At 71.5% G+C, this 24,091-nt stretch carries 23 protein-coding genes and 1 pseudogene; 18 read left to right on the top strand and 6 right to left on the bottom strand.

Annotation, left to right across the window (positions count from 1 at the left end; genetic code table 11):
• Nucleotides 1–14 precede the first annotated feature (14 nt).
• Nucleotides 15–992: a ribose-phosphate diphosphokinase gene (locus Csp2054_RS00910; protein ID WP_096897426.1), complete on the top strand. Its 978-nt coding sequence runs from the start codon at nt 15–17 to the stop codon at nt 990–992.
• The gene (locus Csp2054_RS00905; protein ID WP_096897425.1) at nt 989–1,765 is read left to right on the top strand and encodes a putative protein N(5)-glutamine methyltransferase; all 777 of its coding nucleotides are present in this window, start codon (nt 989–991) and stop codon (nt 1,763–1,765) included. The genes Csp2054_RS00910 and Csp2054_RS00905 overlap by 4 nt, the downstream gene beginning before the upstream one ends.
• Nucleotides 1,766–1,811: 46 nt before the next feature.
• Here the strand turns inward: Csp2054_RS00905 and Csp2054_RS00900 are convergent, their stop codons facing one another.
• Complete coding sequence (locus tag Csp2054_RS00900) at nt 1,812–3,401, bottom strand: molybdopterin-dependent oxidoreductase (RefSeq protein ID WP_096897424.1); 1,590 nt, start codon at nt 3,399–3,401, stop codon at nt 1,812–1,814.
• A 212-nt stretch (nt 3,402–3,613) separates the two neighbouring features.
• Between Csp2054_RS00900 and Csp2054_RS00895 the strand changes: the two genes are divergently transcribed.
• Nucleotides 3,614–4,246, top strand: coding sequence for a hypothetical protein (locus Csp2054_RS00895; RefSeq protein WP_096897423.1), 633 nt, complete (start codon nt 3,614–3,616; stop codon nt 4,244–4,246).
• A gap of 84 nt (nt 4,247–4,330) precedes the next feature.
• Here Csp2054_RS00895 and gndA read toward each other — a convergent pair whose 3' ends face one another.
• Nucleotides 4,331–5,788 carry an NADP-dependent phosphogluconate dehydrogenase gene (gndA, locus tag Csp2054_RS00890; RefSeq protein ID WP_096897422.1) on the bottom strand — a complete coding sequence of 486 codons (1,458 nt, stop codon included), beginning with the start codon at nt 5,786–5,788 and terminating at the stop codon, nt 4,331–4,333.
• A 114-nt stretch (nt 5,789–5,902) separates the two neighbouring features.
• On the opposite strand from gndA, the gene Csp2054_RS00885 reads away from it, so the two are divergent.
• Entirely contained in the window at nt 5,903–6,442 is a 540-nt protein-coding gene (locus tag Csp2054_RS00885; protein WP_096897421.1) for a gluconokinase, read from the top strand.
• Here Csp2054_RS00885 and Csp2054_RS00880 read toward each other — a convergent pair.
• Complete coding sequence (locus tag Csp2054_RS00880) at nt 6,429–6,686, bottom strand: SHOCT domain-containing protein (RefSeq protein WP_096897420.1); 258 nt, start codon at nt 6,684–6,686, stop codon at nt 6,429–6,431. The genes Csp2054_RS00885 and Csp2054_RS00880 overlap by 14 nt on opposite strands.
• Nucleotides 6,687–6,902: 216 nt before the next feature.
• Here Csp2054_RS00880 and Csp2054_RS00875 point away from each other — a divergent pair, with 216 nt between their 5' ends.
• Together Csp2054_RS00875 and Csp2054_RS00870 are read left to right on the top strand one after the other, a co-directional pair.
• Complete coding sequence (locus tag Csp2054_RS00875) at nt 6,903–8,180, top strand: sensor histidine kinase (protein WP_096897419.1); 1,278 nt, start codon at nt 6,903–6,905, stop codon at nt 8,178–8,180.
• Nucleotides 8,170–8,846: pseudogene (locus tag Csp2054_RS00870) on the top strand (response regulator). Before Csp2054_RS00875 ends, Csp2054_RS00870 begins: the two are co-directional and overlap by 11 nt.
• On the opposite strand, the gene Csp2054_RS00865 reads toward Csp2054_RS00870, so the two are convergent.
• The 3 genes from Csp2054_RS00865 to Csp2054_RS00855 form a co-directional block, all read right to left on the bottom strand.
• Nucleotides 8,824–9,465 carry a class I SAM-dependent methyltransferase gene (locus tag Csp2054_RS00865; RefSeq protein ID WP_255252548.1) on the bottom strand — a complete coding sequence of 214 codons (642 nt, stop codon included), beginning with the start codon at nt 9,463–9,465 and terminating at the stop codon, nt 8,824–8,826. The pseudogene Csp2054_RS00870 and the gene Csp2054_RS00865 overlap by 23 nt on opposite strands.
• 89 nt (nt 9,466–9,554) lie before the next feature.
• On the bottom strand, nt 9,555–10,982 hold the full coding sequence (uxaC, locus tag Csp2054_RS00860; protein ID WP_096897418.1) for a glucuronate isomerase: 1,428 nt from the start codon (nt 10,980–10,982) through the stop codon (nt 9,555–9,557).
• 11 nt (nt 10,983–10,993) lie between these two features.
• On the bottom strand, nt 10,994–12,058 hold the full coding sequence (locus tag Csp2054_RS00855; protein ID WP_176491487.1) for a LacI family DNA-binding transcriptional regulator: 1,065 nt from the start codon (nt 12,056–12,058) through the stop codon (nt 10,994–10,996).
• Nucleotides 12,059–12,219: 161 nt separating this feature from the next.
• Between Csp2054_RS00855 and Csp2054_RS00850 the strand changes: the two genes are divergently transcribed.
• The 12 genes from Csp2054_RS00850 (at nt 12,220) to Csp2054_RS00795 (ending at nt 24,088) form a co-directional block, all read left to right on the top strand.
• On the top strand, nt 12,220–13,578 hold the full coding sequence (locus Csp2054_RS00850; RefSeq protein WP_096897417.1) for an ABC transporter substrate-binding protein: 1,359 nt from the start codon (nt 12,220–12,222) through the stop codon (nt 13,576–13,578).
• The gene (locus Csp2054_RS00845) at nt 13,578–14,609 is read left to right on the top strand and encodes a carbohydrate ABC transporter permease (RefSeq protein ID WP_096897416.1); all 1,032 of its coding nucleotides are present in this window, start codon (nt 13,578–13,580) and stop codon (nt 14,607–14,609) included. The genes Csp2054_RS00850 and Csp2054_RS00845 overlap by 1 nt, the downstream gene beginning before the upstream one ends.
• A complete protein-coding gene (locus Csp2054_RS00840) occupies nt 14,606–15,553 on the top strand; it encodes a carbohydrate ABC transporter permease (protein WP_096897415.1) in 948 nt (315 codons plus the stop codon). Before Csp2054_RS00845 ends, Csp2054_RS00840 begins: the two co-directional genes overlap by 4 nt.
• Before the next feature lie 76 nt (nt 15,554–15,629).
• Nucleotides 15,630–16,469 (top strand): sugar phosphate isomerase/epimerase family protein, encoded by an 840-nt coding sequence (locus tag Csp2054_RS00835; RefSeq protein ID WP_096897414.1) that lies wholly within the window; start codon nt 15,630–15,632, stop codon nt 16,467–16,469.
• On the top strand, nt 16,466–17,677 hold the full coding sequence (locus tag Csp2054_RS00830) for a Gfo/Idh/MocA family protein (protein ID WP_096897413.1): 1,212 nt from the start codon (nt 16,466–16,468) through the stop codon (nt 17,675–17,677). Before Csp2054_RS00835 ends, Csp2054_RS00830 begins: the two co-directional genes overlap by 4 nt.
• Nucleotides 17,674–18,561, top strand: a complete 888-nt coding sequence (locus Csp2054_RS00825) for a sugar phosphate isomerase/epimerase family protein (protein ID WP_096897412.1) — start codon at nt 17,674–17,676, stop codon at nt 18,559–18,561. The genes Csp2054_RS00830 and Csp2054_RS00825 overlap by 4 nt, the downstream gene beginning before the upstream one ends.
• Nucleotides 18,558–19,856, top strand: a complete 1,299-nt coding sequence (locus Csp2054_RS00820) for a mannitol dehydrogenase family protein (protein ID WP_096897411.1) — start codon at nt 18,558–18,560, stop codon at nt 19,854–19,856. Before Csp2054_RS00825 ends, Csp2054_RS00820 begins: the two co-directional genes overlap by 4 nt.
• Nucleotides 19,853–21,205, top strand: a complete 1,353-nt coding sequence (manD, locus tag Csp2054_RS00815; RefSeq protein WP_255252547.1) for a D-mannonate dehydratase ManD — start codon at nt 19,853–19,855, stop codon at nt 21,203–21,205. The genes Csp2054_RS00820 and manD overlap by 4 nt, the downstream gene beginning before the upstream one ends.
• A 99-nt stretch (nt 21,206–21,304) precedes the next feature.
• Nucleotides 21,305–21,478, top strand: a complete 174-nt coding sequence (locus Csp2054_RS17920) for a hypothetical protein (protein ID WP_176491486.1) — start codon at nt 21,305–21,307, stop codon at nt 21,476–21,478.
• On the top strand, nt 21,471–22,208 hold the full coding sequence (locus Csp2054_RS00805) for a hypothetical protein (RefSeq protein ID WP_096897409.1): 738 nt from the start codon (nt 21,471–21,473) through the stop codon (nt 22,206–22,208). Before Csp2054_RS17920 ends, Csp2054_RS00805 begins: the two co-directional genes overlap by 8 nt.
• A 16-nt stretch (nt 22,209–22,224) precedes the next feature.
• On the top strand, nt 22,225–23,235 hold the full coding sequence (locus tag Csp2054_RS00800; protein ID WP_096897408.1) for a hypothetical protein: 1,011 nt from the start codon (nt 22,225–22,227) through the stop codon (nt 23,233–23,235).
• Between the two features lie 202 nt (nt 23,236–23,437).
• Nucleotides 23,438–24,088, top strand: a complete 651-nt coding sequence (locus tag Csp2054_RS00795; protein WP_096897407.1) for a 50S ribosomal protein L25/general stress protein Ctc — start codon at nt 23,438–23,440, stop codon at nt 24,086–24,088.
• Nucleotides 24,089–24,091: the final 3 nt, after the last annotated feature.

Below are 24,091 nucleotides of genomic sequence, written 5' to 3'. Positions count from 1 at the left end.
AGTGAGCACGGCACTTGTCCGGAATCAAAGCCACTGGTCAGAAGCGACTCGTCCTCGTCTCGGGCCGGGCGCACCCCGCCCTGTCCGCCGAGATCGCGGAGGAGCTCGGTGTGGACCTCGTCCCGACCGACGCCCGCACGTTCGCGAACGGTGAGCTCTACGCCCGCTTCGACGAGTCCGTCCGTGGGTGCGACGCGTTCGTCATCCAGTCCCACACGGCGCCGATCAACGAGTGGCTCATGGAGCAGCTGATCATCGTCGACGCGCTGAAGCGTGCGTCGGCCAAGCGCATCACCGTCGTCGCACCCTTCTACCCGTACGCCCGGCAGGACAAGAAGGGCCGTGGGCGCGAGCCGATCTCGGCCCGGCTCGTCGCCGACCTGTTCAAGGCCGCCGGTGCGCACCGCATCATGAGCGTCGACCTGCACGCCGCGCAGATCCAGGGCTTCTTCGACGGTCCGGTCGACCACCTGTTCGCCATGCCGGTCCTGCTCGAGCGGTTCCAAGAGATCCTCGACCCGTCGACGCTCACGGTGGTCTCGCCGGACATGGGGCGCGTGCGCGTCGCCGACATCTGGTCCGAGAAGCTCGGTGCGCCGCTCGCGATCATCCACAAGCGTCGCGACCCGCTCGTCCCGAACCAGGTGTCCGTGCACGAGATCGTCGGCGACGTGAAGGGTCGCGTCTGCCTGCTCGTCGACGACCTGATCGACACCGGCCGCACGATCGCGAAGGCCGCCGAGGCGCTCAAGGCGAACGGTGCCACCGGCGTCGTGGTCGCCGCGACCCACGCCGTGTTCTCCGACCCGGCCACCGAGCTGCTGCAGAGCGAGTTCATCGACAAGGTCGTCGTCACCGACACCCTGCCGCTGCCGGAGGACAAGCGTTGGGACCGCCTCGAGGTCCTGCCGATCGCACCGCTCATCGCGCGCGCCATCCACGAGGTCTTCGACGACGGCTCCGTGACGTCGATGTTCGACGGCGCCGCTTGACCTCTCCCGCGCGGGACGCGCTCGCGACGCGGTTGCGGGCGTCGGGGAGTGTCTACGCCGAAGAAGAAGCCGATCTCCTGCTCGAAGCGGGTGACGGCGACCCGATCCGACTCCGCGGGCTGGTCCAGCGACGGCTCGCGGGAGAGCCCCTCGAGTACGTGCTGGGTTGGGCGGCGTTCGACGGTCACCGGCTGCGGGTTGCGCCGGGGGTGTTCGTGCCGCGAGCGCGGACCGGCGTGGTCGTCGCGGAGGCTGCCCGGCGACTGCAGCGGTACGACCGCGTCGTCGACCTCTGCTGCGGGGTCGGTGCGATCGGCGTGGCGCTGCTCGAGCGTGTCGGCGCGCTCGACCTGGTGGCAGCCGACCTCGACCCGGAGGCCGTGGACACCGCGGCCGAGAACATCGGCGACCGCGGGATCGTGGTGCTCGGCGACCTGTTCGATCCACTGCCCGAGCGCCTGCGCGGGACGGTGGACGTCATCGCGGTGAACGCGCCGTACGTGCCGACCGAGGCCATCGCGACGATGCCGTCCGAGGCGCGGGAGCACGAGCACCGGATCGCGCTCGACGGGGGAGCCGACGGCCTCGGACTGCACCGCCGCATCGCAGCCGGGTCGGGCGCCTGGCTGCGGCCGGGGGGCTCCGTCGTCATCGAGGTCTCCGCGGCCCAGTCGACGGCGTCCGCCGCACTGTTCGAGGCACAGGGGTTCTCCACGGTGATCGTGACCGACGAGGACCTCGACGGCACCTGCGTCGTGGCGACGTCCGGCTGAGCCTCGCCAGCTCATCCGTTGGGCCCGGACCGAGCCAGGGCCAGCGTCAGGCCGCGGTCACCGTCACCTCGTGCCACCCCGTCGCACCGTTCGGTGCCGGCGGCCGCTCGACGCTCGTCTGCACCGCTCCGTCAGCGCTGATCGCCCGCACCTGCAACCGGTGCGAACCCTTCGTCGGTGTCCACCGCCACACCCACTGCCGCCACGTGTCCGCCGAGATCGACTCCGCCAGCGTCGCGTCCTGCCACGCTCCGTCGTCCACCCGCACCTGGACACCCTTGACGCCGGTGTGCGGCTGCCACGCCACACCCGCGACCGCGACCGTCGAACCAGCCTGCACGGTCGCACCGGCACGGGGCACGTCGATGCGGGACTCGAGCTTCACCGGCCCGCGCTCCGACCACCCGCGGGGGGTCCAGTACCCTTCGGCGTCGGCGAAGCGTGTCACCTCGAGGTCGGTCACCCACTTCGTCGCGGAGACGTAGCCGTACAAGCCCGGGACGACCATCCGCACCGGGAAGCCGTGCTCCGGCGGCAGCGGCTCGCCGTTCATCCCGACCGCGAGGAGCGCGGCCGTGCCCGCGTCCTGCAGCACGTCGAGCGGCGTGCCCGCGGTGAAGCCGTCGACACTGGTCGAGAGCACCATGTCGGCGGAATCGTGCGGCGAGGCCCGGGCGAGGAGCTCCCGGATGGGGTGTCCGAGCCACTTCGCCGTCCCGATGAGGTCGCCGCCGACCTCGTTCGAGACGCAGCTCATGGTGGCGACGTGCTCCTCGAGCGGCAGGGCGAGGAGCTCGTCCCAGGTGATCTCGACCTCGCGGTCGACGGCACCGTGGATGCGCAGCTTCCACTGCGCGGGGTCGACGGACGGCACGCGCAGTGCGGTGTCGATCCGGTAGAAGGCGTCGTTCGACGTGATGACCGGCGTGATGCCCGTGACGTCGAGCGAGGCCCCGGACGGCACGGCGGGCGCGGCCGACGCGGGAGTCGGCAGACGGATGGCCCGGCGGGCGGCGACCGCCGCCTGCATGGTCGCCGTCCCCAGCCGGGAGGCACCGCCCACCACGACCGCGAGGGCTGCGGTGGTCACACCCCACACCAGGAAGGACCGCCGGGCGGTGCCCGCGGACGTGACCGCAGGCCCTCGACGGTCCGTGGTCGAGGTGTCGTCGCCGTCGTGCGCCCGCGTCGGGACGTCGGCGACCCGCTCCCAGCGCCGGAGACGTGCCGTGAGGACCCGGAGCACGATGATCGCCGCCGCGACCCCGATCACGGTCGGCGCCCCGTCGAGCGTGCCGCTGCCGGAGCGCGTCGTGACCGCGAGGAGGGACAGCACCCCACCGATCGCGAACACCACCGCTCCGGCCGCGGGACGACGGCGCTCCAGGACGCCCGCGCCGCCGGACACCGATCCCACGATGACGATCATCAGCACGAACAGGGCGATCTTGTCGCCGGTGCCGAAGAGCGACACCATGAGGTCCTTGGCGCCGGGCGGAGCGAGGTCGATGACCGCACCACCGACGGCGACCAGCGGGCTGCCGGAACCGCCGAGGAACAGTGCGGCGAACTCGGCCGCCGCGAGGAACGCTGCGGCGGCGATCACCCCGACCACGGCCGCTCGCGTCTTCCACATGCTGCCGATCGTAGGTCGACTGCACGCGCGTCACCTGGACGACGGGCATCCTGTGGACTCGAGCCCTCGTCGGCGACCCGTGGAGGAGTCGCTCGCCCACCGTTCACCACCGCGAGCAGCGCGCACCGAGCGATCCGTGCGACGATCGTGGGGTGCTGAGGCGACCCGATGGCGTTCCCGGGGCCGGCCGTGCCCGGCGACCGCGGTCGCCGATGTCGACGGCGCGGAAGTTCGCGCTGCTGCGATGGAGCATCATCGGCGCCTGGGCGGCGCTCCTCGTGGTGCGCATCGTCGTCGTCACGACGTCGCCCGACTCCGACCTCGTGTGGTTCGGCATCGCCGAGGCGGTCGCCGTCGCGGTGGGGGTCGCCCTCATCGTCTTCGCCCTCGTGCGTGCCCGGACGGTCCGCCTGCGGCGCGAGGACGAGGCGCTCGCCGTCGCGATCCGCCGCATCGACCCGACCGTGTGGCTCGTCCCGGCAGCGCCCACCGACGAACTCCGTCGGACCGTCGCCGACCTGCGCCCGGGTCTCGCGCTGGGCGATCGCGTCACCTGGGCGTTCGGAGCGACCGAGGCATCGCTGTGGGAGCTCGACGAACGCCGGGCCACGAGGATGCTCGTGATCCGGTGGTCGCGGATGGTGCACGTCGGCCTCGAGGACGAGCGGACACCGGCGGGGACGCGCGGCACCGCGGTCGTGTTGCACCACGTGCGACCGGACGACAGCCCGGCGGTCGCGACGTTCTTCGTGCGGTCGGGACCGGGTTCGCGGCGGATGCTCGGACGGGGACCGCGGCTGGAGCGACTCGTGGCCGACCTCGCCCGGGAACGCATCGTCGCCTGACGACAGCGCCGGAACGAGAAGAGGGCCCCGCCGGATCGGCGGGGCCCTCGTTGGGGGTGCGGTCGTGCCGCGGTCTCGTGCCGGTCAGTGCGTCGACGGCTCCTGCTCGACCTCGCGGCGGTCGTCGTCGGACCACAGCGTGTGGAACGTGCCGTCCTTGTCGATGCGCTGGTAAGTGTGCGCGCCGAAGAAGTCGCGCTGCCCCTGGATGAGCGCGGCCGGCAGCCGGTCCGAGGCGAGCGAGTCGAAGTACGCCAGCGCGGACGAGAACCCGGGCGCCGGGATGCCCGACGCAGCCGCGATCCCGACGATGCGACGCCATGCTGCTTCACCCTCGGCGACGGCGTTCGCGAAGTACGGGTCGACCAGCAGGCTCTCGAGCGAGGGGTTCTTGTCGTACGCCTCGACGATGCGGTTGAGGAACTGCGCCCGGATGATGCAGCCGCCGCGCCAGATCTTCGCCACCGCACCGAGGTCGATGTCCCAGTCGTACTCCTTCGCCCCCGCGATGATGAGGTCGAAGCCCTGCGCGTAGGCGACGACCTTCGACGCGTAGAGCGCCGCACGGACGTCGTCGGCGAAGGAGTCCGGCACCTCCGCGATCGACGGGCGGCTCTTCACGGACTGCTGCACGGCCGCGCGCTGGGTCGGCTTCGAGGACACGGCGCGGGCGAAGACCGCCTCGCCGATCCCGGACACCGGGATGCCGAGCCCGACGGCGTTCTGCACGGTCCACACCCCGGTGCCCTTGGACCCGGCCTCGTCGCGGATGACGTCGACCAGCGGCTTGCCCGTGTCGGCGTCGCGCTGCTTGAGGACCTCGCCGGTGATCTCGATCAGGTACGACTCGAGGTCGCCCTTGTTCCACTCGTCGAACACCTCGACCAGGTCCTCGACACTCAGCCCGCCGACGCGACGGAGCAGGTCGTACGACTCGGCGATGAGCTGCATGTCCGCGTACTCGATGCCGTTGTGGACCATCTTCACGAAGTGGCCGGCACCGTCGGAACCGATGTGGGTGACGCACGGCTCACCCTCGGCGACCGCGGCGATCGACTTGAGGATCGGTCCGAGCGTCTCCCAGGCCTCCTTCGACCCGCCTGGCATGATCGACGGGCCCTTGAGCGCGCCCTCCTCACCGCCGGAGATGCCGGTGCCGACGAAGTTGAGCCCCTTCTCACGCAGGTCGTGTTCACGGCGGATGGTGTCGTGGAAGTTCGCGTTGCCGCCGTCGACGATGATGTCGCCCTCCTCGAACCGCTCGGCGAGCTGCTCGATGACGGCGTCGGTGCCCTTGCCGGCCTGCACCATGATGATCGCGGTGCGCGGCTTCGACAGCGACGCGACGAACCCGTCGATGTCCTCGGAGGCGATGAACCCGGCGTCCCCGTGCTCCTGCAGGAGCTCTTCCGTGCGGGCGTACGTGCGGTTGTACACCGCCACCGTGTTGCCCTCGCGCGAGGCGAGGTTGCGCGCGAGGTTCGAGCCCATCACGGCGAGCCCGATCACGCCGATGTTCGCCTGTCCGTCGTTGTCTGCCACGAGGTCTCCTTCGTCCTGTCGTACCGGCCACCAACCTACGGCGGACGGCCTGGGACGGGGTGGGTGTTACGGCAACATGGGGAGAACGTTCATCCCCGCCAATACTGTGGAGCGATGACCGACACCGCTGTCCTCCCGCCCGTCCTCGTCATGGGGGTGTCCGGCTCGGGCAAGTCCACGATCGGAGCCGCAGTGGCCGCCGCACTGGCGGACCGCGGGGAACCGGCGGAGTTCGTCGACGCGGACGACCTCCACCCGGCCGCGAACAAGGAGAAGATGCGCGCCGGCACCCCGCTCACCGACGAGGACCGATGGCCGTGGCTCGACGCGTGCGCGGAACGGATCGCGACGATCGAGGCGTCCGGGAAGCGCGCCGTGATGGCGAACTCAGCCCTGAAGCGGGTGTACCGCGACCGGCTCCGGGCGTCGGCCCCGGACCTGGTGATCGCGTTCCTCGACGGCTCGCGCGAGCTCATCGCCGAGCGACAGGCGCACCGTCACCACGAGTACATGCCGACCTCGCTGCTCGACTCGCAGTTCGCGACGCTCGAGCGGCCGGAGACCGACGAGGACGCGCTCGTGGTGCCGATCGACGGCCCGGTCGACGACACGGTGCGGACGATCCTCGCCGGACTCGCCGTCACTTCCGGCTGAGTTCGGACAGTCGCGCCCGGTACTCCTCGGCGCTGATGTCGCCGCGCGCGAAGCGGTCCGCCAGGATGGCTCGCGCGTCCGCCACGGCCCGCCACGACCCACGTCGGAACACCCCGAACACGAGGAACACGACGAAGAACGCGAGGAAGAAGAACGCGGGGACGACGAAGAACGGGAACCCGCCGCCGTGCCAGTACGGCCCGGTCGCTGCGGCTGCGGTGGTGAGTGTTGCTGCGGTGATCATGGGTCCTCCTGTTGTCGGTTCGGTCCGCCTGGTCGGCGGCCGTTCCAGCGTCCGGCCTGGAGGCCCGTCCCGCGTCCGTCGCGGAGACCGACTCCCGCCTCCTCCCGCGGTGGCGCGCGGGGCGCTTCCTGCACAGGTGACTACTCCGCGGGGAGTAGTCCACAGGTCGCTCCTCCGCCCGATGCCCGGAGCGGGGGACGACCCTAGGCTCGTCGCATGACCGAACCGACCACCCCGCCCGGCGCCGAGCCGGCTGGCCGTGCACGCTTCGCGCGAGTCGGGCGGGTCGTGCCGGTCGCGGTCCTCCAGGTGCTCGGCACCCTCGCCGCATCCCGCTGGGGCGGGGTCCGCGGCGGCCCACCGTGGCTCGTGCGCGGCGTCGACGCCGCCGTCGAACCCGTCTCGGTCGGCCCGTGGGCCCTCGCACTCCTCGTCGCCGGGGTCCTCGCGCTCCCGTTCCGCTGGTGGCGCCCGGGGCTCGTGCTGGGGATCGTCCTCGCGACCACGTCCGCCTACGCCGCCGTCGTGAGCCCGCGCGGCCCGTTCGTCGCAGCGTTGACCATGGCGCTCGCGAACGCCTGGTTCCGCGGCCGACGCACCGAGGCCGTCGTCGCCGCCGTGCTCGCGGTGGTCTGGTTGCCGTCGGCCGACCCGCTGCTCGGCCGTTCGCCGGGGCTCGACCTGGGCGCGCTGCTGCTCGCCGTCGCGTGGGCGACCGTGACCCTCGTCGTCACCGAACTCGTCCGGGTCCGGCTCGAGCGTGTGGCCGAGCGCCGTCGTGCCCGCGCCGATGCCGAGCGCCGACGCGCGGGCGAGGAACGGGTCCGCATCGCCCGCGAGCTGCACGACTCGGTAGCGCACAGCATGTCCCTCATCAACCTGCAGTCGGGGGTCGCGCTGCACCTCGGGGACGACCTCCCGGAGCCCACGCGCCAGGCGCTCGAGCACATCCGTGACACCAGCCGGGGAGCCCTCGTGGAGCTGCGGACCATCCTCGGCGTGCTGCGAAGCGTCGACGGCGCACCCGGGTCGGAGCGCAACCCCACGCCCGGGCTCGACCGCCTCCCGGAACTCGTCGAGCGGGCGCGTGCGGCCGGCGTCGCCGTCGACGCCACCGTGTCCGGGCGCTCGACCGAGCTCGACGCGGCGGTGGACCGGAGCGCGTTCCGCATCGTGCAGGAAGCCCTGACGAACGTCATGAAGCACGCGCCCACCAACCGAGTCGGCATCACCGTGTCCATCGGAGCCGACACCCTCGACGTGACGGTGCTCGACGAACCCGCCGACCGCGCAGGCCAGGCGGTGCGGCGGTCACCGCCGATCAGCGACGTCGGCAACGGGCTGATCGGCATGCGCGAGCGTGCCTCAGCGGTCGGCGGGACCGTCCGCGCCGGACCGCACCCCGGCGGCGGCTGGACCGTCGTCGCCCGGCTCCCGACCGCGAGTGCAGCCTCGCCCTCGACATCGCCACAGGAGACTCCGGATGGCCGCTGAACCGCTCCGCGTCGCCCTCGTCGACGACCAGGTCCTCGTCCGTGCCGGTCTCCGCGCCCTCGTCGACGCCGAACCCGGGATGACGGTGGTGGGCGAGGCCGGCGACGGCGACGGAGCGGTGGCCCTCGCGCGGCGCGAGCGCCCGGACGTGGTCCTCATGGACATCCGGATGCCCGGGACGGACGGCCTCGAGGCCACCCGGCGCATCTCGGCCGACCCCGACCTCGCGGCGGTCCACGTGGTCGTCCTGACGACCTTCGAGGAGGACGACACCGTGTTCGAGTCGATCCGCGGCGGCGCGGCCGGCTTCCTGGTGAAGGACACCGAGCCCGCGGAGCTCCTCCGGGCGGTGCGGACGGTGGCCGCGGGGAGTCGCTGCTCTCACCGCGCGCGACCCGGTCCCTCGTCGAGGCGTTCGCGACGCACGCGAAGCCCTCCTCGCTCGCTCCGGAACTCGACGTCCTCACCGTCCGGGAGCGTGAGGTCATGCGACTCGTCGCCGCCGGCTTGTCGAACGCCGAGATCGCGGAGCAGTTGTTCGTCAGTCCGACGACCGCGAAGACCCACGTCTCCCGGGCGATGATCAAGCTCGGCGCCCGCGATCGCGCGCAGCTCGTGGTCTTCGCCTACGAGACTGGGCTCGTCACCCCCGGCTGGACACCCTGACCGCACCGATCGCCGCGTGCGGGCGGTGCGGCGGCGTCGTCCGCGTGACCACCTCGGTCACCCGGAACCCGGCGACGTCGAGCAGATCCGACACCCGGTGCACCGGCCACCGACGGGCGCGGACGACCTGGTGCTCGAACGTCTCGAGCCGTTCACCCTCGAAGAACCCGAGCAGCAGTCCGCCCTCGTGCGCCACCACCCGTGCCGCCTCGTCGAGTGCTGCGCCGAAGCCGTCCGCGTCCAGGTGGATCAGCGAGTACCAGGCGAGGACCCCACCCACCGTGCCGTCCTCGAACGGCAGCTGTCCAGCCCGGCCGTCACGCACGTCGATGCCGGGGAACCGCCGGCGGGCGAGCGTCCGGAACGCCGGCGTCGGCTCGATCCCGACGACGTCGTGTCCGGCGGCACCGAGTGCTGCGGTCCAGTGACCGGGACCGCAGCCGAGGTCGACGACCAGACCGGTCTGCGCCGCCGCCCACCGGGCGACGGTCTGCCGGTCGGCGGGGTCGACGACGTCCATCGAGCCGAGCAGCGCGGTGTACTCCTCTGCTCGGTCCGAGTACGCGGCGACGACGGGGTCGACGGGGTCCACGGGGCCGACGGGGTCTCCAAGGGGCACGGGGGCACGGTACCGCCCTCGTCCGACGCCGAGGCCGACCCGACCGCGACGCCGAGGCCCACCCCGACCCCGACGTGGACGCCCCGCGGTCAGAGCTTGAACGTCGCCCGCGGGATGTCCGACACGATCCGTCGGGCGGTCCGGACGGCGTCCTCCTCCGTGATCTCGTGCGTCACCACGAGCGACGCCAGGTACGCCGCGTCCGCCCGCCGCGCCATGTCGTGCCGGGCGGGGATCGAGCAGTACGCCCGGGTGTCGTCGATGAAGCCCGAGGTCTTGGTGAACCCCGCCGAGTCGGTGACGGCGGCGCGGTACCGCCCGATCGCGGCCGGGGTGTCGATGAACCACCAGGGTGCGCCGGCGTGGACCGCGGGGTAGAAGCCCGCGAGCGGCCCGATCTCGCGCGAGAACACGGTCTCGTCGACGGTGAACAGCACGAGGTGGAACCCGGGCGCCGTGCCGAAGGCGTTCAGCAGCGGTCGCAGCGGTTCGGTGAACGACCCGACCGCGGGCAGGTCGTGCCCGGTGTCCGGTCCGAAGCGGTCGAGCGTGGGCTGGTGGTGGTTGCGGACCACACCCGGGTGCAGCTGCATGACGAGCCCGTCGTCGACGCTCATCTCCGCCCAGCGGTACAGCATGTCGTGCCGGTACGCGGTGGCCTCGGCGGCGGTGACCCCGTCGGGGCCGTGCATCGCCGCCGCGTGGATGCGCTCGCGCTCGGCGGCGGACAGCGGTGCCGAGCCGGCGTCGAGCACGCCGGTGTCGGTGGCGGTCGCACCGTGCTCGATGAAGTACTGCCGCCGCGCGCGCAGCGCGGCGAGGAGCCCGTCGTGGGTCCCCGCGTCGATGCCCGCGGCCTCGCCGATCGACGTCACCACGTGCCTCCAGTCCGACCGCGACGGGTCGAACACCGCGTCCGCGCGGAACGTGGGGAGCACCCGGCCGTGGAAGGTCGGGTCCGCTGCGAGCCGGGCGTGCGCAGCGAGGTCCGCCGTCGGGTCGTCGGTGGTGGCGAGCACCTCGATGCCGAACCGCTCGAAGAGCGCGCGGGGTCGGAAGGCCGGTGAGCGGAGGGACGCGGCCAGCTGGTCGTACTGCGCGTCGGCGTTCTCCGCGGACGGGGCCTCGCGGAGCCCGAACACGTCGTGGAGCTCGGTCTCGAACCAGTACCGGACCGGCGTGCCGAGGAAGTCGTCCCAGTGCTCGGCGAGGTGCCGCCACACGGCGCGGCCGTCCACCGGCCCGGCGGCCCCGCGCCCGAGCTCGTCGAGCCCGACGCCGTTCGCGTGCAGGAGCCGGAGGACGTAGTGGTCGGGCGTGACCAGGAGTGCGGCCGGGTCCGGGAACGGCTCGTCGTCGGCGATGAGCGCGGCGTCGACGTGACCGTGCGGGGAGATGATCGGGGCGTCGGCGACGGCCTCGTACACGGTACGGGCGACCGTCCGCGCCCCCGGGTCGGCCGGGAACAGCCGGTCGGGGTGCGGAGCGAGGGGCGTGGTCGTGCTGGTTCGGATCATCGTCGACTCCTTCAGGACGGGCGGCGGGGCGAGGTCGGCGCCGGGCCGGTGGACTCGCGGACGGTCAGGTGGGTGGGCAGGGCGACGGCTCCCGCGGTGTGCTCGCCGACCGGGTCCTCACCGGACTCGGCGCCGAGCCGGCCGAGCAGCATCCGGATGGCGACGCGTCCGGCGCGTTCGATCGGCGACGTCATGGTGGTCAGCGGCGGGTTGCAGAAGTCGGCGCCGAAGATGTCGTCGCACCCGACGACGGACATGTCCTCGGGCACCCGGACGCCCCGTTCCCGGAGCCGGGCGAGCATCCCGATGGCGATGAGGTCGTTGAACGCGATGCACGCGGTCGCCCCGGCGTTGACCGCGGCGTCGGCGGCGGCGGCGCCGGAGTCGACGAACGGCGCGTGCGGGCCGACGCGGGCGACCCGGATCCCCAGGCGCTTCGCGACGCGCACGAGTGCCCGCCACCGTCGCTCGTTCGACCAGGAGCTGTCCGGGCCGGCGACGTAGAGGACGTCGCGGTGCCCGAGGGACACGAGGTGCTGCACGGCCTGTTCGACGCCGCCGGGGGTGTCGATGAGGACCGACGGGACCCCCTCCGGCCGACGGTTCACCACGACGAGCGGGGTCCGCTGGGCGATCCGGGCGATCTGCGCGTCCGACAGCCGAGAGGCGGTGAGGACGGCACCGTCGGCCTTCGTCGCGATCGCGTTCAGGGCGGCCAGCTCGGCCTCGCCGCTCTCCTCGGTGTCGACCAGCAGCTGGGTCCAGCCGGCGGCGGCGAGCTGGTGCTGCGTCCCGCGGATGACGTCGAAGTAGAACGGGTTCGTGATGTCGGAGACGAGCACGGCGACCGCGCGGGTCCGGCCGGACGTCAGCGCCCGCGCCTGCGAGTTCGGGACGTAGCCGAGGTCGCGGGCGGCCTGCTGGATGCGGAGCTGCGTCGCCCGGTTGACCCGGTCCGGCAGCGAGAGCGCGCGGGACACCGTCGACGGCGCGACCCCGGTGGCGTCGGCGATGTCGCGGATCGTCACACGGCGGACGTCGGTGTCGCCGGAGCGGCTCGGTCGGGTGTCGGTCACGGTCCCGACGCTAGGCCCGATGGCAACATCTGGCAACCGGTTGCCGCACGTTGCCACCAGCGCGACAGTGGTGGCACCCGGGCAGCGTCGCTCGTCGGGCACCGTCCGGGTCCGACCGGGGCGACGCCGCCCACCGGAGGTCTCGAGGAGGAAACCCCCGCATGAGGACAGGAAGACCGAAGACCCGCACCCTCGTCGGTGCCGTCGCCGTGGTCGCGCTCGCAGCACTGTCGCTGCAGGGCTGCGCCGTGGTGAACGGCAGCGGCGACGACCCGAACACGCTCCGCGTCATGATGGCGTCGGACACCACGTACCCCAAGGAACGCAAGCAGTGGCAGCAGGACGTCGCCGCCGAGTTCCGGAAGACCACCGGGGCGAAGGTCCAGTGGGAGACGTACTCGTCGGCCCAAGAGGAACTCACCGCCATCCAGACGAGCGTCATCTCCGGCCAGGGGCCCGACGTCTACGCCATCGGCACCACCTTCACCCCGACGGCGTACGCCACCGGTGCCTTCGTCGAGATGGGGAAGAAGGAGTGGGACGCGGTCGGGGGCAAGGACCAGTTCGACCCCGCGTCGTTCGGCATCTCCGGCCCGAGCTCGTCGAAGCAGATCGGCATCCCGTTCGCCAGCCGTCCCTTCGTCATGGCGGTCAACAAGGACCTGCTCGCGAAGGCCGGCATCACCGAGATGCCCACCACGTGGGACCAGCTGACCGCGGACGCGAAGCGGACGACGACCGGCGACGTGCACGGCATGGCGGTCGCCTACGCGGACGGGTTCGACCCCTGGAAGTTCATCTGGGGGATGGCGCAGAACGCCGGCAACACCATCGTGACGAGCGGTGGCAAGGCCGAGATCGACTCCGACGCCGTCGAGAACGCCTACCGGACCTACTTCGACTGGGTGACGAAGGACGGCGTCGTCGACCCCGCCGCGATCGGCTGGAACAACGCGCAGGCCCTCGCCCAGTTCACGGACGGCAAGGCCGCGTTCTTCCCGATGACGACGACCACCGCCATCAACTCGTTCCGGGGTACGAAGGTCGACGGGAAGTACGAGTTCGCCCTGCTGCCGACCGTGCCGCCGGGAGCGACACAGCGTCCGGCTGACGGCATCGAGGCCGCGAGCATCCTGTCCGGCGACAACTGGGTCGTCGCGGACTACGGCAAGAAGCAGGACCTGTCCTTCGACTTCATCAAGCAGCTCAGCACGCCGAAGGCGCAGCTCGAGTACTACCGGCTCTTCGGCAACCTGCCCACCAACGCCGACGCCGCCGCCCAGCTCGCCGACGGCAACCCGCAGCTCGCGCCGATCATCCAGGCCGGGAAGCTCTCGAAGCCCACCGCCTTCACGGGTGCCTGGTCGGACATCCAGCTCGCGCTCGTCGACGTCGTCGTGCAGTCCATCCCGCAGCTCAAGGGCGGGGGCGTGTCCGACGAGCAACTCGCGAACCGGCTCCGGGCCGCCCAGCGCGACGCCCAATCCACCCTCGACCGCCAGAAGAACGGAGGGCTGTGATGACCGCCACCGAGACCCGGCCCCGCACGGAGCCGACGACCGGACGGCCCGTCCGTCCCGTGGGCTCGACACCGCTGTACAAGAAGGAGCGCCCGCTCTGGATGCTCCTGCCCGGCGGCGTCCTCATGCTCGCCGTGATCGTGGTACCACTCCTCGTCGGGCTGTACATCGCGATGCTCGACCTCGACCAGTACACGCTGCGCCAGTGGTTCAGCGCCCCGTTCGTCGGGCTCGCGAACTTCGCCGAGGCCTTCACCGCCTCACCGCTCCTGCACTCGATCTGGATCTCCGTGTCGCTCTCGGTGCTCGTCACCGCCGTCACCGTCCCGATCGGCGTCGCCGCCGCGATCTCGACCCAGAACCGGTTCCCCGGTCGCGGCCTCGTCCGGTCGGTGTACCTCATCCCGTACGTGCTGCCCGCGTTCGTCGTCGGCACGTTCTTCCGGACCATGCTCCAGCCGCAGGGCGTCGTGAACTCGGTCCTGCACACCGACGTCCTCTGGCTGAACGGCTCCGCGTCGTACTGGGCGCTCGCCGGCGTCATGGTCTGGACGAGCTGGCCGTTCGTCTACCTGCTCTCCCTCGCCGGACTGCAGGCGGTCGACAACGAGGTGCACGAGGCCGCGGCGCTCGACGGCGTGACCTGGTGGGCGAAGCTCCGGTACATCATCTTCCCGTACCTGCGCGGCCCGCTCTCGCTCGCGGTGATCATCTCGATCCTGCACAACATCAACAACTTCACGCTGCCGTTCGTCCTGTTCGGCATCCCGCTGCCGTCGAGCGTCGAGGTGATGCCCGTCCTGACGTACATCGCGAGCTTCCAGTCGTTCCGCTTCGGCCTGTCCGCCGCCATGGCGATCTGCTCGCTCGTGATCGTCGCCATCCCGCTGTTCGTCTACCTCCGGGCCGTGAAGCTCGACACCGGGGACGACGCCGGTCCCACCCGCAAGCAGCGCCGAGCCGACCAGGCCACGCTCGACGGCGCCGTGCCGGCTCCCGCTGCCGCCGACCTCGAGGGAGCCCGCGCATGAGCACCTTCTCCACCCGCACCCGTCCGACCGCCACGCTCACCGAGAGCATCACCGCGCCGCGGAACGGCCGCCCGGCCAAGCGGCCCTACGACACCGACGTCACCCGGCTCCTGCCGCGTTGGCTGCTCGTCGTCGTCATCGCCGTCATCATCGCGTTCATCGCCGTCCCGGTGCTCTACATCCTGTTCGGCTCCGTGAACTCCGACGTCGCCGTCGCCCGCGGCGAGTACTTCCCGTCGGAGTTCACGCTCGCCAACTACGTGAACATCTGGTCGACGGTCGCCCTGGGACAGGGACTGGTGAACTCCATCCTCACCGCCGGCGCCGTCGCGGTGGCGAGTGCCGCGCTCGCGGTGTCGACCGCCTACGTCCTCGTCCGGTTCCGGTTCCTCGGGCGCCTCACGATCCTCCGCGGGCTCCTCGCCCTGCAGTCGATCCCGGGGACGCTCCTGCTCCTGCCCGTCTTCGTGGTGTTCTCGAACATCGCGAGTGCGACCGGCGTGCAGATCATCGGGACCCGGTGGGGGCTCTTCGTCACCTACCTGACGTTCGCCCTGCCGTTCTCGACCTGGGTCATGGTCACCTACCTGCGCGGTCTGCCGAAGGAGCTCGAGGAGGCCGCCCGCATCGACGGTGCGTCCAGCGGCCGGATCCTCCGGAGCGTCGTCCTGCCCCTGTCGTGGCCCGGCATCGTCGTGTCCGCGATCTTCGCGTTCCTCCTCGGCTGGAACGACGTCCTGTTCTCGACGATCATGACGACCCCGAACACGCGCACCGTCGCCGTGGTGCTGCAGGTGCTCGGCACCACCCAGGAGGGCGGCGCCGTCCCGATCTACGGCCAGATGATGGCCGCGTCGATCGTCTGCGCCGTGCCCGTCGTCGCGCTCTACCTGATCTTCCAGCGCTACCTGGTCGGCGGCCTCACGGCCGGCTCCGTCAAGTAGCGAACGCAACCAGCGATCGGACGGGAGGCACGGTGCGGCCCCGCCACGCGCCTCCCGTCCGACAGGAAAGGACACCATGACCGACCAACCCACGTGGGAGCTCTCCGGCTTCGGCGACGAGATCGACGCCGACCCGGCGATCCAGGTCGCCGTGCTGCAGGCACTCGGCGCCAGCGCGATCGAGGTGCGGAGCGCCTGGGGAGTGAACGTCGTCGACCTCGACGAGGACCAGCTCGCCGGACTCCACCGCATGCTCGAGGAGCGCGGGCAGACCGTGTCCGCCATCGCCTCGCCGATCGGCAAGGTGCCGGTCGACGAGCCCGTCGAGCACGAGGTCGGTCGCCTCGGCCGGGCGATCGCCGCGGCGCACGCCCTCGGCACCACGAACATCCGCATCTTCTCGTTCTACTTCGAGGGACGTGCACCCGAGGACGTCCGCGACGACGTCCTCACGCGGATGCGCGCGCTCGCCGACCTCGCCGAACGCGAGGGAGTGACGCTGCTGCACGAGAACGAGAAGGACATCTACGGCGACGTGCCCGACCGGGTGCTCGACATCGTCGAGAGCGTCGGGTCGAGCGCACTCCGGCTCGCCTGGGACAACGCCAACTACGTGCAGTGCGGCGTCAAGCCCTTCACCGACGGCTGGGAGCGTCTCGCCCCGTACGTCGACTACCTCCAGGTCAAGGACGCGCTCGCCGCCGACTCCTCGGTCGTCCCGGCGGGCGAGGGTGACGGCGAACTGCTCGAGACCCTCACCGCGCTCCGCGACGCCGGGTACTCCGGGTACGCCTCCCTCGAACCGCACCTCAGCGACTTCACCCACCTCGGAGGGTTCTCCGGCCCCGCGGCCTTCGGTCGCGCTGGACGCGCCTTCCGCTCCCTCACCGACCAGATCGGAGTCACCCTGCGATGACCATCCCACTGAAGCTCGCCGTCGTCGGCGCCGGCGTCATCGGGCGCCACCACGCCCGCGTCGCCGTCCAGCACCCGGACCTCGAGGTCGTCGCCCTCGTCGACGCGATCCCCGCCGCGGCCACGAGCGCCGCCGACGAGCTCGAGTCGATGGGCGTCGTCCGGCCGATCACGACCGAGACCATCGAGGAGGCGATCGACCAGGCCGACATCGACGTCGTCGCGATCTGCTCGCCGTCCGGCATGCACGTGCAGCTGGCCGAGGCGGCGCTCGCCGCGGGCAAGCACGTCGTCATCGAGAAGCCGCTCGACACCACCATGCCGCGCGCCCGGCAGATCGCCGCCCTCGCAGCGGACGCCCGTGCGCGCGGCCTGGTGACGAGCGTCATCAGCCAGCACCGCTTCGACCCGGCCTCCGTCGCGGTGGCGGGCGCCGCGCACGACGGCTCCTTCGGCACGGTCACCTCCGGCGTCGCGAGCGTCGCCTGGTACCGGTCGCAGGGCTACTACGACTCGGGCGACTGGCGCGGGACGTGGGAGCTCGACGGCGGCGGTGCGGTCATGAACCAGGGCGTGCACACCGTCGACCTGCTCGTCTGGGCGCTCGGCCGACCCGAGGAGATCTCGGCGCAGACCGGGCTCCTCGCGCACGACCGGATCGAGGTCGAGGACACCGCCGTCGCCACCGTCCGGTTCCGGGACGGCGCGCTCGGCGTGATCCACTGCACCACGGCCGCCTACCCGGGGCTCTCCGCGCGGTACGCCGTGTACGGCACCCACGGTTCCGCGATCGTCGACGACGACCGGCTCGCCTACTTCCACGTCGCACCGGACACCGCGACGCTCGAGTCCGCGTCGACCACGGCCAACACCACCGCCGTCGCGGACGCCGTCGACCAGAAGTCCGACGTCGTCCCGCCCGAACACGTCGTCGGCGGTCCGGCCGAGCCCGACCACTTCGTCGCCGGACACGCACGGCAGTACACCGACATCGTCGCCGCGATCCGCGAGGGCCGGGAACCCGGTGTGACGGTCGACGCCGCCCTCGTGTCGCTCGCCACCGTCCGCGGGCTCTACGTCAGCGCGACGATCGGGCGACCCGTACGGATCGACGACGTGATCGACGGCGAGTACGACGACGTGGTGCCGGTCGTCGGCGCTGCGATCCACGCAGGAGGAACGACCCACGCAGAAGGAGTCACCCGATGAAGTTCTCCGTGTTCACCGCCTCCACCCCGGACTGGACCCCGTCCGAGGCAGCGCAGACCCTGGCGGAGCAGGGCTGGGACGGCATCGAGTGGCGCATCGTCGACGACCGCCCCGCGGACGACGCCGAGGTCCCGGCCGCTCGGTCGTTCTGGGCGGGCAACAAGTCGACGTGGCAGTTCACCGGCATCGCCGACCGCGTCGGCGAGATCGCCCGGGTCACCGACGCCGCCGGCCTGGAGTACTCCGGCATCGGCGGGTACCAGCAGGTGTCCGACCACGACGGCGTCGAGACCATGCTCCGGGTCACCGCGGAGCTCGGCGCCCGGCAAGTCCGCGTCACCATGCCGCACTACCGGCAGGAGCGCGAGCGCACCGGTGAGACCTACGCCCAGATGTTCGACCGCACCCGGGCCGACCTGGAGTGGGCGACCGGCCGCGCTACCGAGCTCGGCGTCAAGGCGCTCGTCGAACTGCACCACATGACGATCACCCCCTCCGCGTCGGCGGCGCTCCGGCTCGTCGACGGCCTCGACCCGGCACACGTCGGCGTCATCCACGACCTCGGCAACCTCGTCATCGAGGGGCAGGAGGACCACCTCGCCGCGTTCGAGCTGCTCGGCCCGTACCTGGCGCACGCCCACGTGAAGAACGCCCGATGGGTGGACACCGGCGACACCCGGGCCGACGGCAGCCGGATCTGGCAGAACGAGTGGGCACCGCTCCGGGACGGCCAGGCCTCGGTCGCCGAGTACCTCGACGCGCTGCGGCAGCACGGCTACGACGGCTGGGTCACCATCGAGGACTTCTCCACCGCCCTCCCACTCGCGGAGCGGACGGCCGACAACCTCGCGTACCTGCGTTCGCTCGTCCCGGTGGCGGCGTGAGCGACCGTCGCCCCGGCATCGTCCACCTCGGGGTGGGCGCCTTCGCACGCGCCCACCTCGCCTGGTACACGGCGCACGCAGCCGGACAGCCGTGGGGCATCACCGCGTTCACCGGTCGCTCACCGGCGGCGGCCGAGGCACTGGCCGCGCAGGACTGCCGGTACACGCTGGTCACCCGTGGCGCCGACGGCGACCACGCCGAGGTGGTCGACGCGATCGTGGCGGCCCACGCGGGCAGCGACGACGGGGCCTGGAGGCGCGTGGTCGCGTCCCCGGACACCACCATCGTCACGCTCACGGTCACGGAACAGGGCTACCGCCCCGGCTCGGACGTCCCGGCCCGCCTGGTCGCGGGGCTCGACGCCCGGCGTGCCGCCGGCGCCGGGCGGATCGCGCTCGTGTCGCTCGACAACCTGAGCCACAACGGCGACGTCCTGCGGTCGGCGGTGCTCGACGCCGTCGGCGACGCGGACCTCCGCGCCTGGATCGAGTCGAACGTCGCGTTCCCCAGCTCCATGGTCGACCGCATCACCCCCGCCACCACCGACGCCGACGTCACGTCGATCGCAGACCTGCCCGGGGCGCTCGCCCGTGACCGCGTGCCCGTGGTCACCGAGCCGTTCGCCGAGTGGGTGCTCGAGGACCGCTTCGACGGCATCGACCGGCCGGCCTGGGAGACCGCGGGCGTCCGCCTCGTCGACGACGTCACACCGTACGAGCAGCGCAAGCTCTGGCTGCTCAACGGGTCCCACTCCCTGCTGGCGTACCTCGGGCTGCTCCTCGGGCACGAGACCGTCGCCGATGCCATGGACGACCCGCGCTGCCGCAGCGCCGTCGAGCAGCTCTGGGACGAGGCCGCTGCCGAACTCCCGCTCCCCGACGCCGAGGTGACCGCCGCCCGACGTGCCCTCGTCGACCGGTTCGCGAACCCGCGCATCCGGCACACCCTCCGGCAGATCGCAGCCGGCGGCTCCCAGAAGCTCCCCGTCCGCGTGGTCGACGTGCTGCGCCACCGCCTCGCCCGGGACCCCGACGCCGGCACCGGACCCGGCGCAGCGACGGCGCTCGCCGCCTGGTGGCTCCACGTCACCGCGCAGTCCGGACTCGTGGACGACGCCGGAGCCCCCGGGCCAGACTCGGACGTGCACGACGTGCTCGGTGTCGTCGCTCCGGACCTCGACACGACCCCCGTGGCCGCCGCCGTGACCGCGGCGGCCGACCGCATCCGGGCAGCGCGCGCCGCAGCCCCCACGACACCCGCCCACCTCGGCGCCGACGAAGGAGTCCACGCATGACCGACACCACGACGAACCCCGCAGCTCCGTTGCCGGGTGCGACCGACGCCGGCGCGGCGACCGATCCGACATCGGGTCGTCCGGACACGTGGGCGTCGGCCGACCGCGGGCAGTTGATCGATCGGGCCGAGGTCATCGTCACGAGCCCGAACCGGAACTTCGTGACGCTGAAGATCACCACCGTGGACGGCGTCACGGGACTCGGCGACGCGACGTTGAACGGTCGTGAGCTCGCGGTCGCGGCGTACCTGTCCGAGCACGTCGTGCCGCTGTTGGTCGGCCGCGACGCGAGCCGGATCGAGGATGCCTGGCAGTTCCTGTACCGGTCCTCGTACTGGCGCCGTGGCCCGGTGACGATGGCCGCGATCGCCGCGGTGGACATGGCGCTCTGGGACATCAAGGGCAAGGTCGCCGGGATGCCGGTCTACCAGCTGCTCGGTGGCGCCTCCCGGACCGGGCTGATGGCGTACGGGCACGCGTCGGGCAAGGAGCTGCCGGAGCTGTTCGACTCGATCCGGCAGCACCAGGAGGAGGGGTACCGGTCGATCCGCGTCCAGACCGGTGTGCCCGGGTTGGAGTCGATCTACGGCATCGCCTCGAATAGGACCACCGAGGGCAACGCCGGTGTCCGGTACGACTTCGAGCCCGCCCAGCGCGGCGCGTACCCGGCGATGGAGGACTGGGACACCCGCGCCTACCTGCGCCACGTGCCCACCGTGTTCGAGGCCGTGCGGAACGAGTTCGGCCCCGAGCTGCCGCTGCTGCACGACGGCCACCACCGGATGACGCCGCTGCAGGCCGCGAAGCTCGGCAAGAGCCTGGAGCCCTACGACCTGTTCTGGCTCGAGGACTGCACGCCGGCCGAGAACCAGGAAGCGCTCAAGCTCGTCCGCCAGCACACCACGACACCGCTGGCGATCGGTGAGGTGTTCAACACGATCTGGGACTTCAAGGACATCATCCGCGACCAGCTGATCGACTACGTCCGCGGGGCCGTCACGCACATGGGTGGGATCAGTCCGCTGCGCAAGACGATGGACTACGCGGCGATGTACCAGATCAAGTCCGGGTTCCACGGGCCGACCGACATCTCCCCGGTGGGACTGGCGGCGCAGATGCACCTCGGGCTCGCGATCCACAACTTCGGCATCCAGGAGTACATGCAGCACGGCCCGAAGACGAACCAGGTGTTCCGGCAGACGTTCACCTTCACCGACGGCTACCTGCACCCGGGTGACGAGCCGGGCCTGGGCGTCTCGCTCGACGTGGACGAGGCCGGCAAGTACCCGTACGAGCAGGCGTACCTGCCGTTCAACCGACTCGCCGACGGCACCGTCCACGACTGGTGATGGGATCACACTCGACATGCATTCGAAGAACGTGCTGTCGGTGGCTCACGTCAGTATGGTTTCCGGAACAAGAAACAGGAGGCATTCATGGTCCCCACGGTGACGTACTTGGACAGCCAGTCGATCGCGGAAAAGCGATCTGCGCTCCTCGAGCGCGCGCACATGACGCTCGATGTCATCCGTGCAAAGGGCGCGACCTACCAGCTGGACCCGGACGAGCAGGCGATCCTTCGGGCGCTCAACGAGCTCGACTTCCTCGAGGGAGATGCCTGAAATCCAGGACGGCCTCGCCGCCCGTGTGCATGCCTTCGCTCAAGAGCTCATTGACACCAGCTCCGGGATACTCGGGCAGCCGGTCGGCTTCGGGGTCCAGGTTGGAACGTCGTCGTCGCGTCCGCAGATCGTCGTAGCTCAGTCCGAGGCACTCGGGATCCCGCTGGTCGTCGAGGGGGAGGTGTTGCTGCGACTTCTCGTGGAGTTTCGGTGCCGTTGGAACTCGGAGCAGCGTTACCTCGCAATCGAACAGTCGGCGTTCACCGTTCGCGTCGAGAACGTGAACGAGCCGCTGTTCCACTACGACTACTTGCGTGGTGCTCACGATTCGGTCCCGGTCGCTCACCTCAACGTGCACGCGCATCGAGATGAAGTCGTCTGGGCCATGATGATGGCCCGGACGAAGCGTGGGAAACGCCGCGCCAAGGATTCGAGCAGAGGGAAGATCCCGCGCATCTCAACGTTGCACTTCCCCCTCGGCGGACAGCGTCACCGTCCGACTCTGGAGGACGTCTTCGAGATGCTCATCCACGAGTTCGGGATACAGCATGCCGAGACCGCTCAACAGCTCATGGCAGCTGGGCGACGTCGCTTCCGATCCATCCAAGCCGCCGTTGCGACACGTGATGATCCCAGAGCAGCAGCTGATGCGCTGCGTGAGCTCGGGTACGTGGTGAGCGAGCCCGGTACAGCTGTCCCTGCGCGCGCCGACCGGCTCGAACAGTACTGACCGAGGCGCAGTCCAGATGGAGTTCAGCGAGGTCGCCGGGGAGCTGCTGCTCGTGGCCCCCAGCGACTTCGTGCGTGTCCGCACCGAACGCCAGCGTGCCGTCCAGAAGGACGACCGTGCCCTCGCGACCCGCATCGGGTCGCTCCGGAAGCCCGCGCCGGCGGCCTGGGTCGTCGACCTGCTCGTGCACGACGACGCCCTCGACGAGGCCATCGACCTCGGGCCGGCGCTCCGACGGGCCCAGGCTGACGCGGACCCCGACGAGATCGCCACCCTCCGGAAGCAGCGAGCCCGACTGGTCCGCGGGATGACCGAACGCGGGGCGACGCTCGCGGCGGCGGCGGGGCACGAGGTGACCGGCGCGGTGCTCGACCAGGTGGCCGCGACGATCGAGGCCGCGATGATGGACCCGCACGCCGCCGCGGCGGTCCGTTCCGGGCTGCTCGTCCGACCCCTCGAGAGCACCGGGTTCGACGATGTCGACCTCGACGGAGCCCTCGCCGACCCGGACACGGTGCCGGACGCGTGGGGCGGGTCGGACGCGGCGCCGATCCCGATCGACAGCGCCCGCGCGCGAAAGCAGACACGGCGGAACGGCCGCGGAACCGACCGGGGCGACCACGTCGAGACCGGCGGCGACGCTGCACGGCCGACCCGGGCCTCCCGGCGGACCGGTCCGGCCGCAGCGGTCCGTTCCTCCGAGGCTGCGGAGCAACCGGACGAGGACGTGCCCGTGCCCGATCGCGGTGCTGCGCGCCGGGCGGAAGCCGACGCCCGACGCGCGTCGCGGCAGGCCGACGCCGCGCTCGACGCGGCGGAGGAGGCGCTCGACGACGCCGAGCAGCGGCGCAGCGGACTCGACGAGCGGCGAGCCGCGCTGGTGGCGGAGCTGGAGGAGATCGACGGGAGGCTCGCGGACCTCGCTCGTGAGACCGATCGGCTGCGCGAGGCGCGCGACGACGCCGAGGCCGCCAGCGACCGCGCCCGCGAGGACCTGGTGGCGGCGCGCGAGCGTCGGCGCCGGTGAACGGTGCGACACGCCCGGTCCGGGCCTGGTAGGCTTGGCGACTGACTTCGGCGAGGGCCGCGCAGCGCGCGGCCGTGATCGACGCGGTGGGAGACCCGGCCCAGTCCTGGGAGCGTTCCTCACGCGCACACGCGTTCGAGTTGCAACACCACAGACCCCCGATGCCGGCACCCCGGCGTCGACCACGACACCAGGAGGCACCATGGCCGACAACACGAAGCTCGCAGCGGAGATCCGCACCAAGTTCGGCAAGGGCGCGGCCCGCAAGATCCGCGCGAACGACAAGATCCCCGCGGTCGTCTACGGCCACGGCACCGAGCCGCAGCACATCACCCTCCCGGGTCACGAGACGATGCTCATCGTCCGTACCGCCAACGCGATCATCGACCTCGACATCGAGGGCACCGCGCAGCTCGCCCTCGTCAAGGACGTCCAGCGCGACCCGGTGCGCCAGGTCATCGAGCACATCGACCTCGTCGTCGTGCGCCGTGGCGAGAAGGTCTCGGTCGACGTCCCGGTCGTCATCGAGGGCGAGTCGTTCTCGGGCACGATCCACGTGCAGGAGGCCTCCGTGCTCACCGTGCTCGTCGAGGCGACGAAGATCCCGGAGCACGTCGTCGTGAACGTCGAGGACCTGCAGGACGGCGCCCAGATCCGCGCCTCCGAGGTCGAGCTGCCCGCCGGCGCCGAGCTCGAGACCGACCCGGAGACCCTGGTCGTCTCGATCGTCACCCCGCGTGCGACCGCCGACGACATCGCGGCCGACGAGGAAGCCGCCGAGGCCGGCGCCGAGGCCGGTGCCGAGGGTGAGGTCGCGGACGAGGACGCCGAGTCCGAGTCGGACTCCGAGTAACAC

The sequence above is a fragment of the Curtobacterium sp. 'Ferrero' genome, assembly GCF_002412165.1.
In the GTDB taxonomy this organism is placed as follows: Bacteria; Actinomycetota; Actinomycetes; order Actinomycetales; family Microbacteriaceae; genus Curtobacterium.
This window is presented reverse-complemented; position numbering and strand designations above follow the sequence as displayed.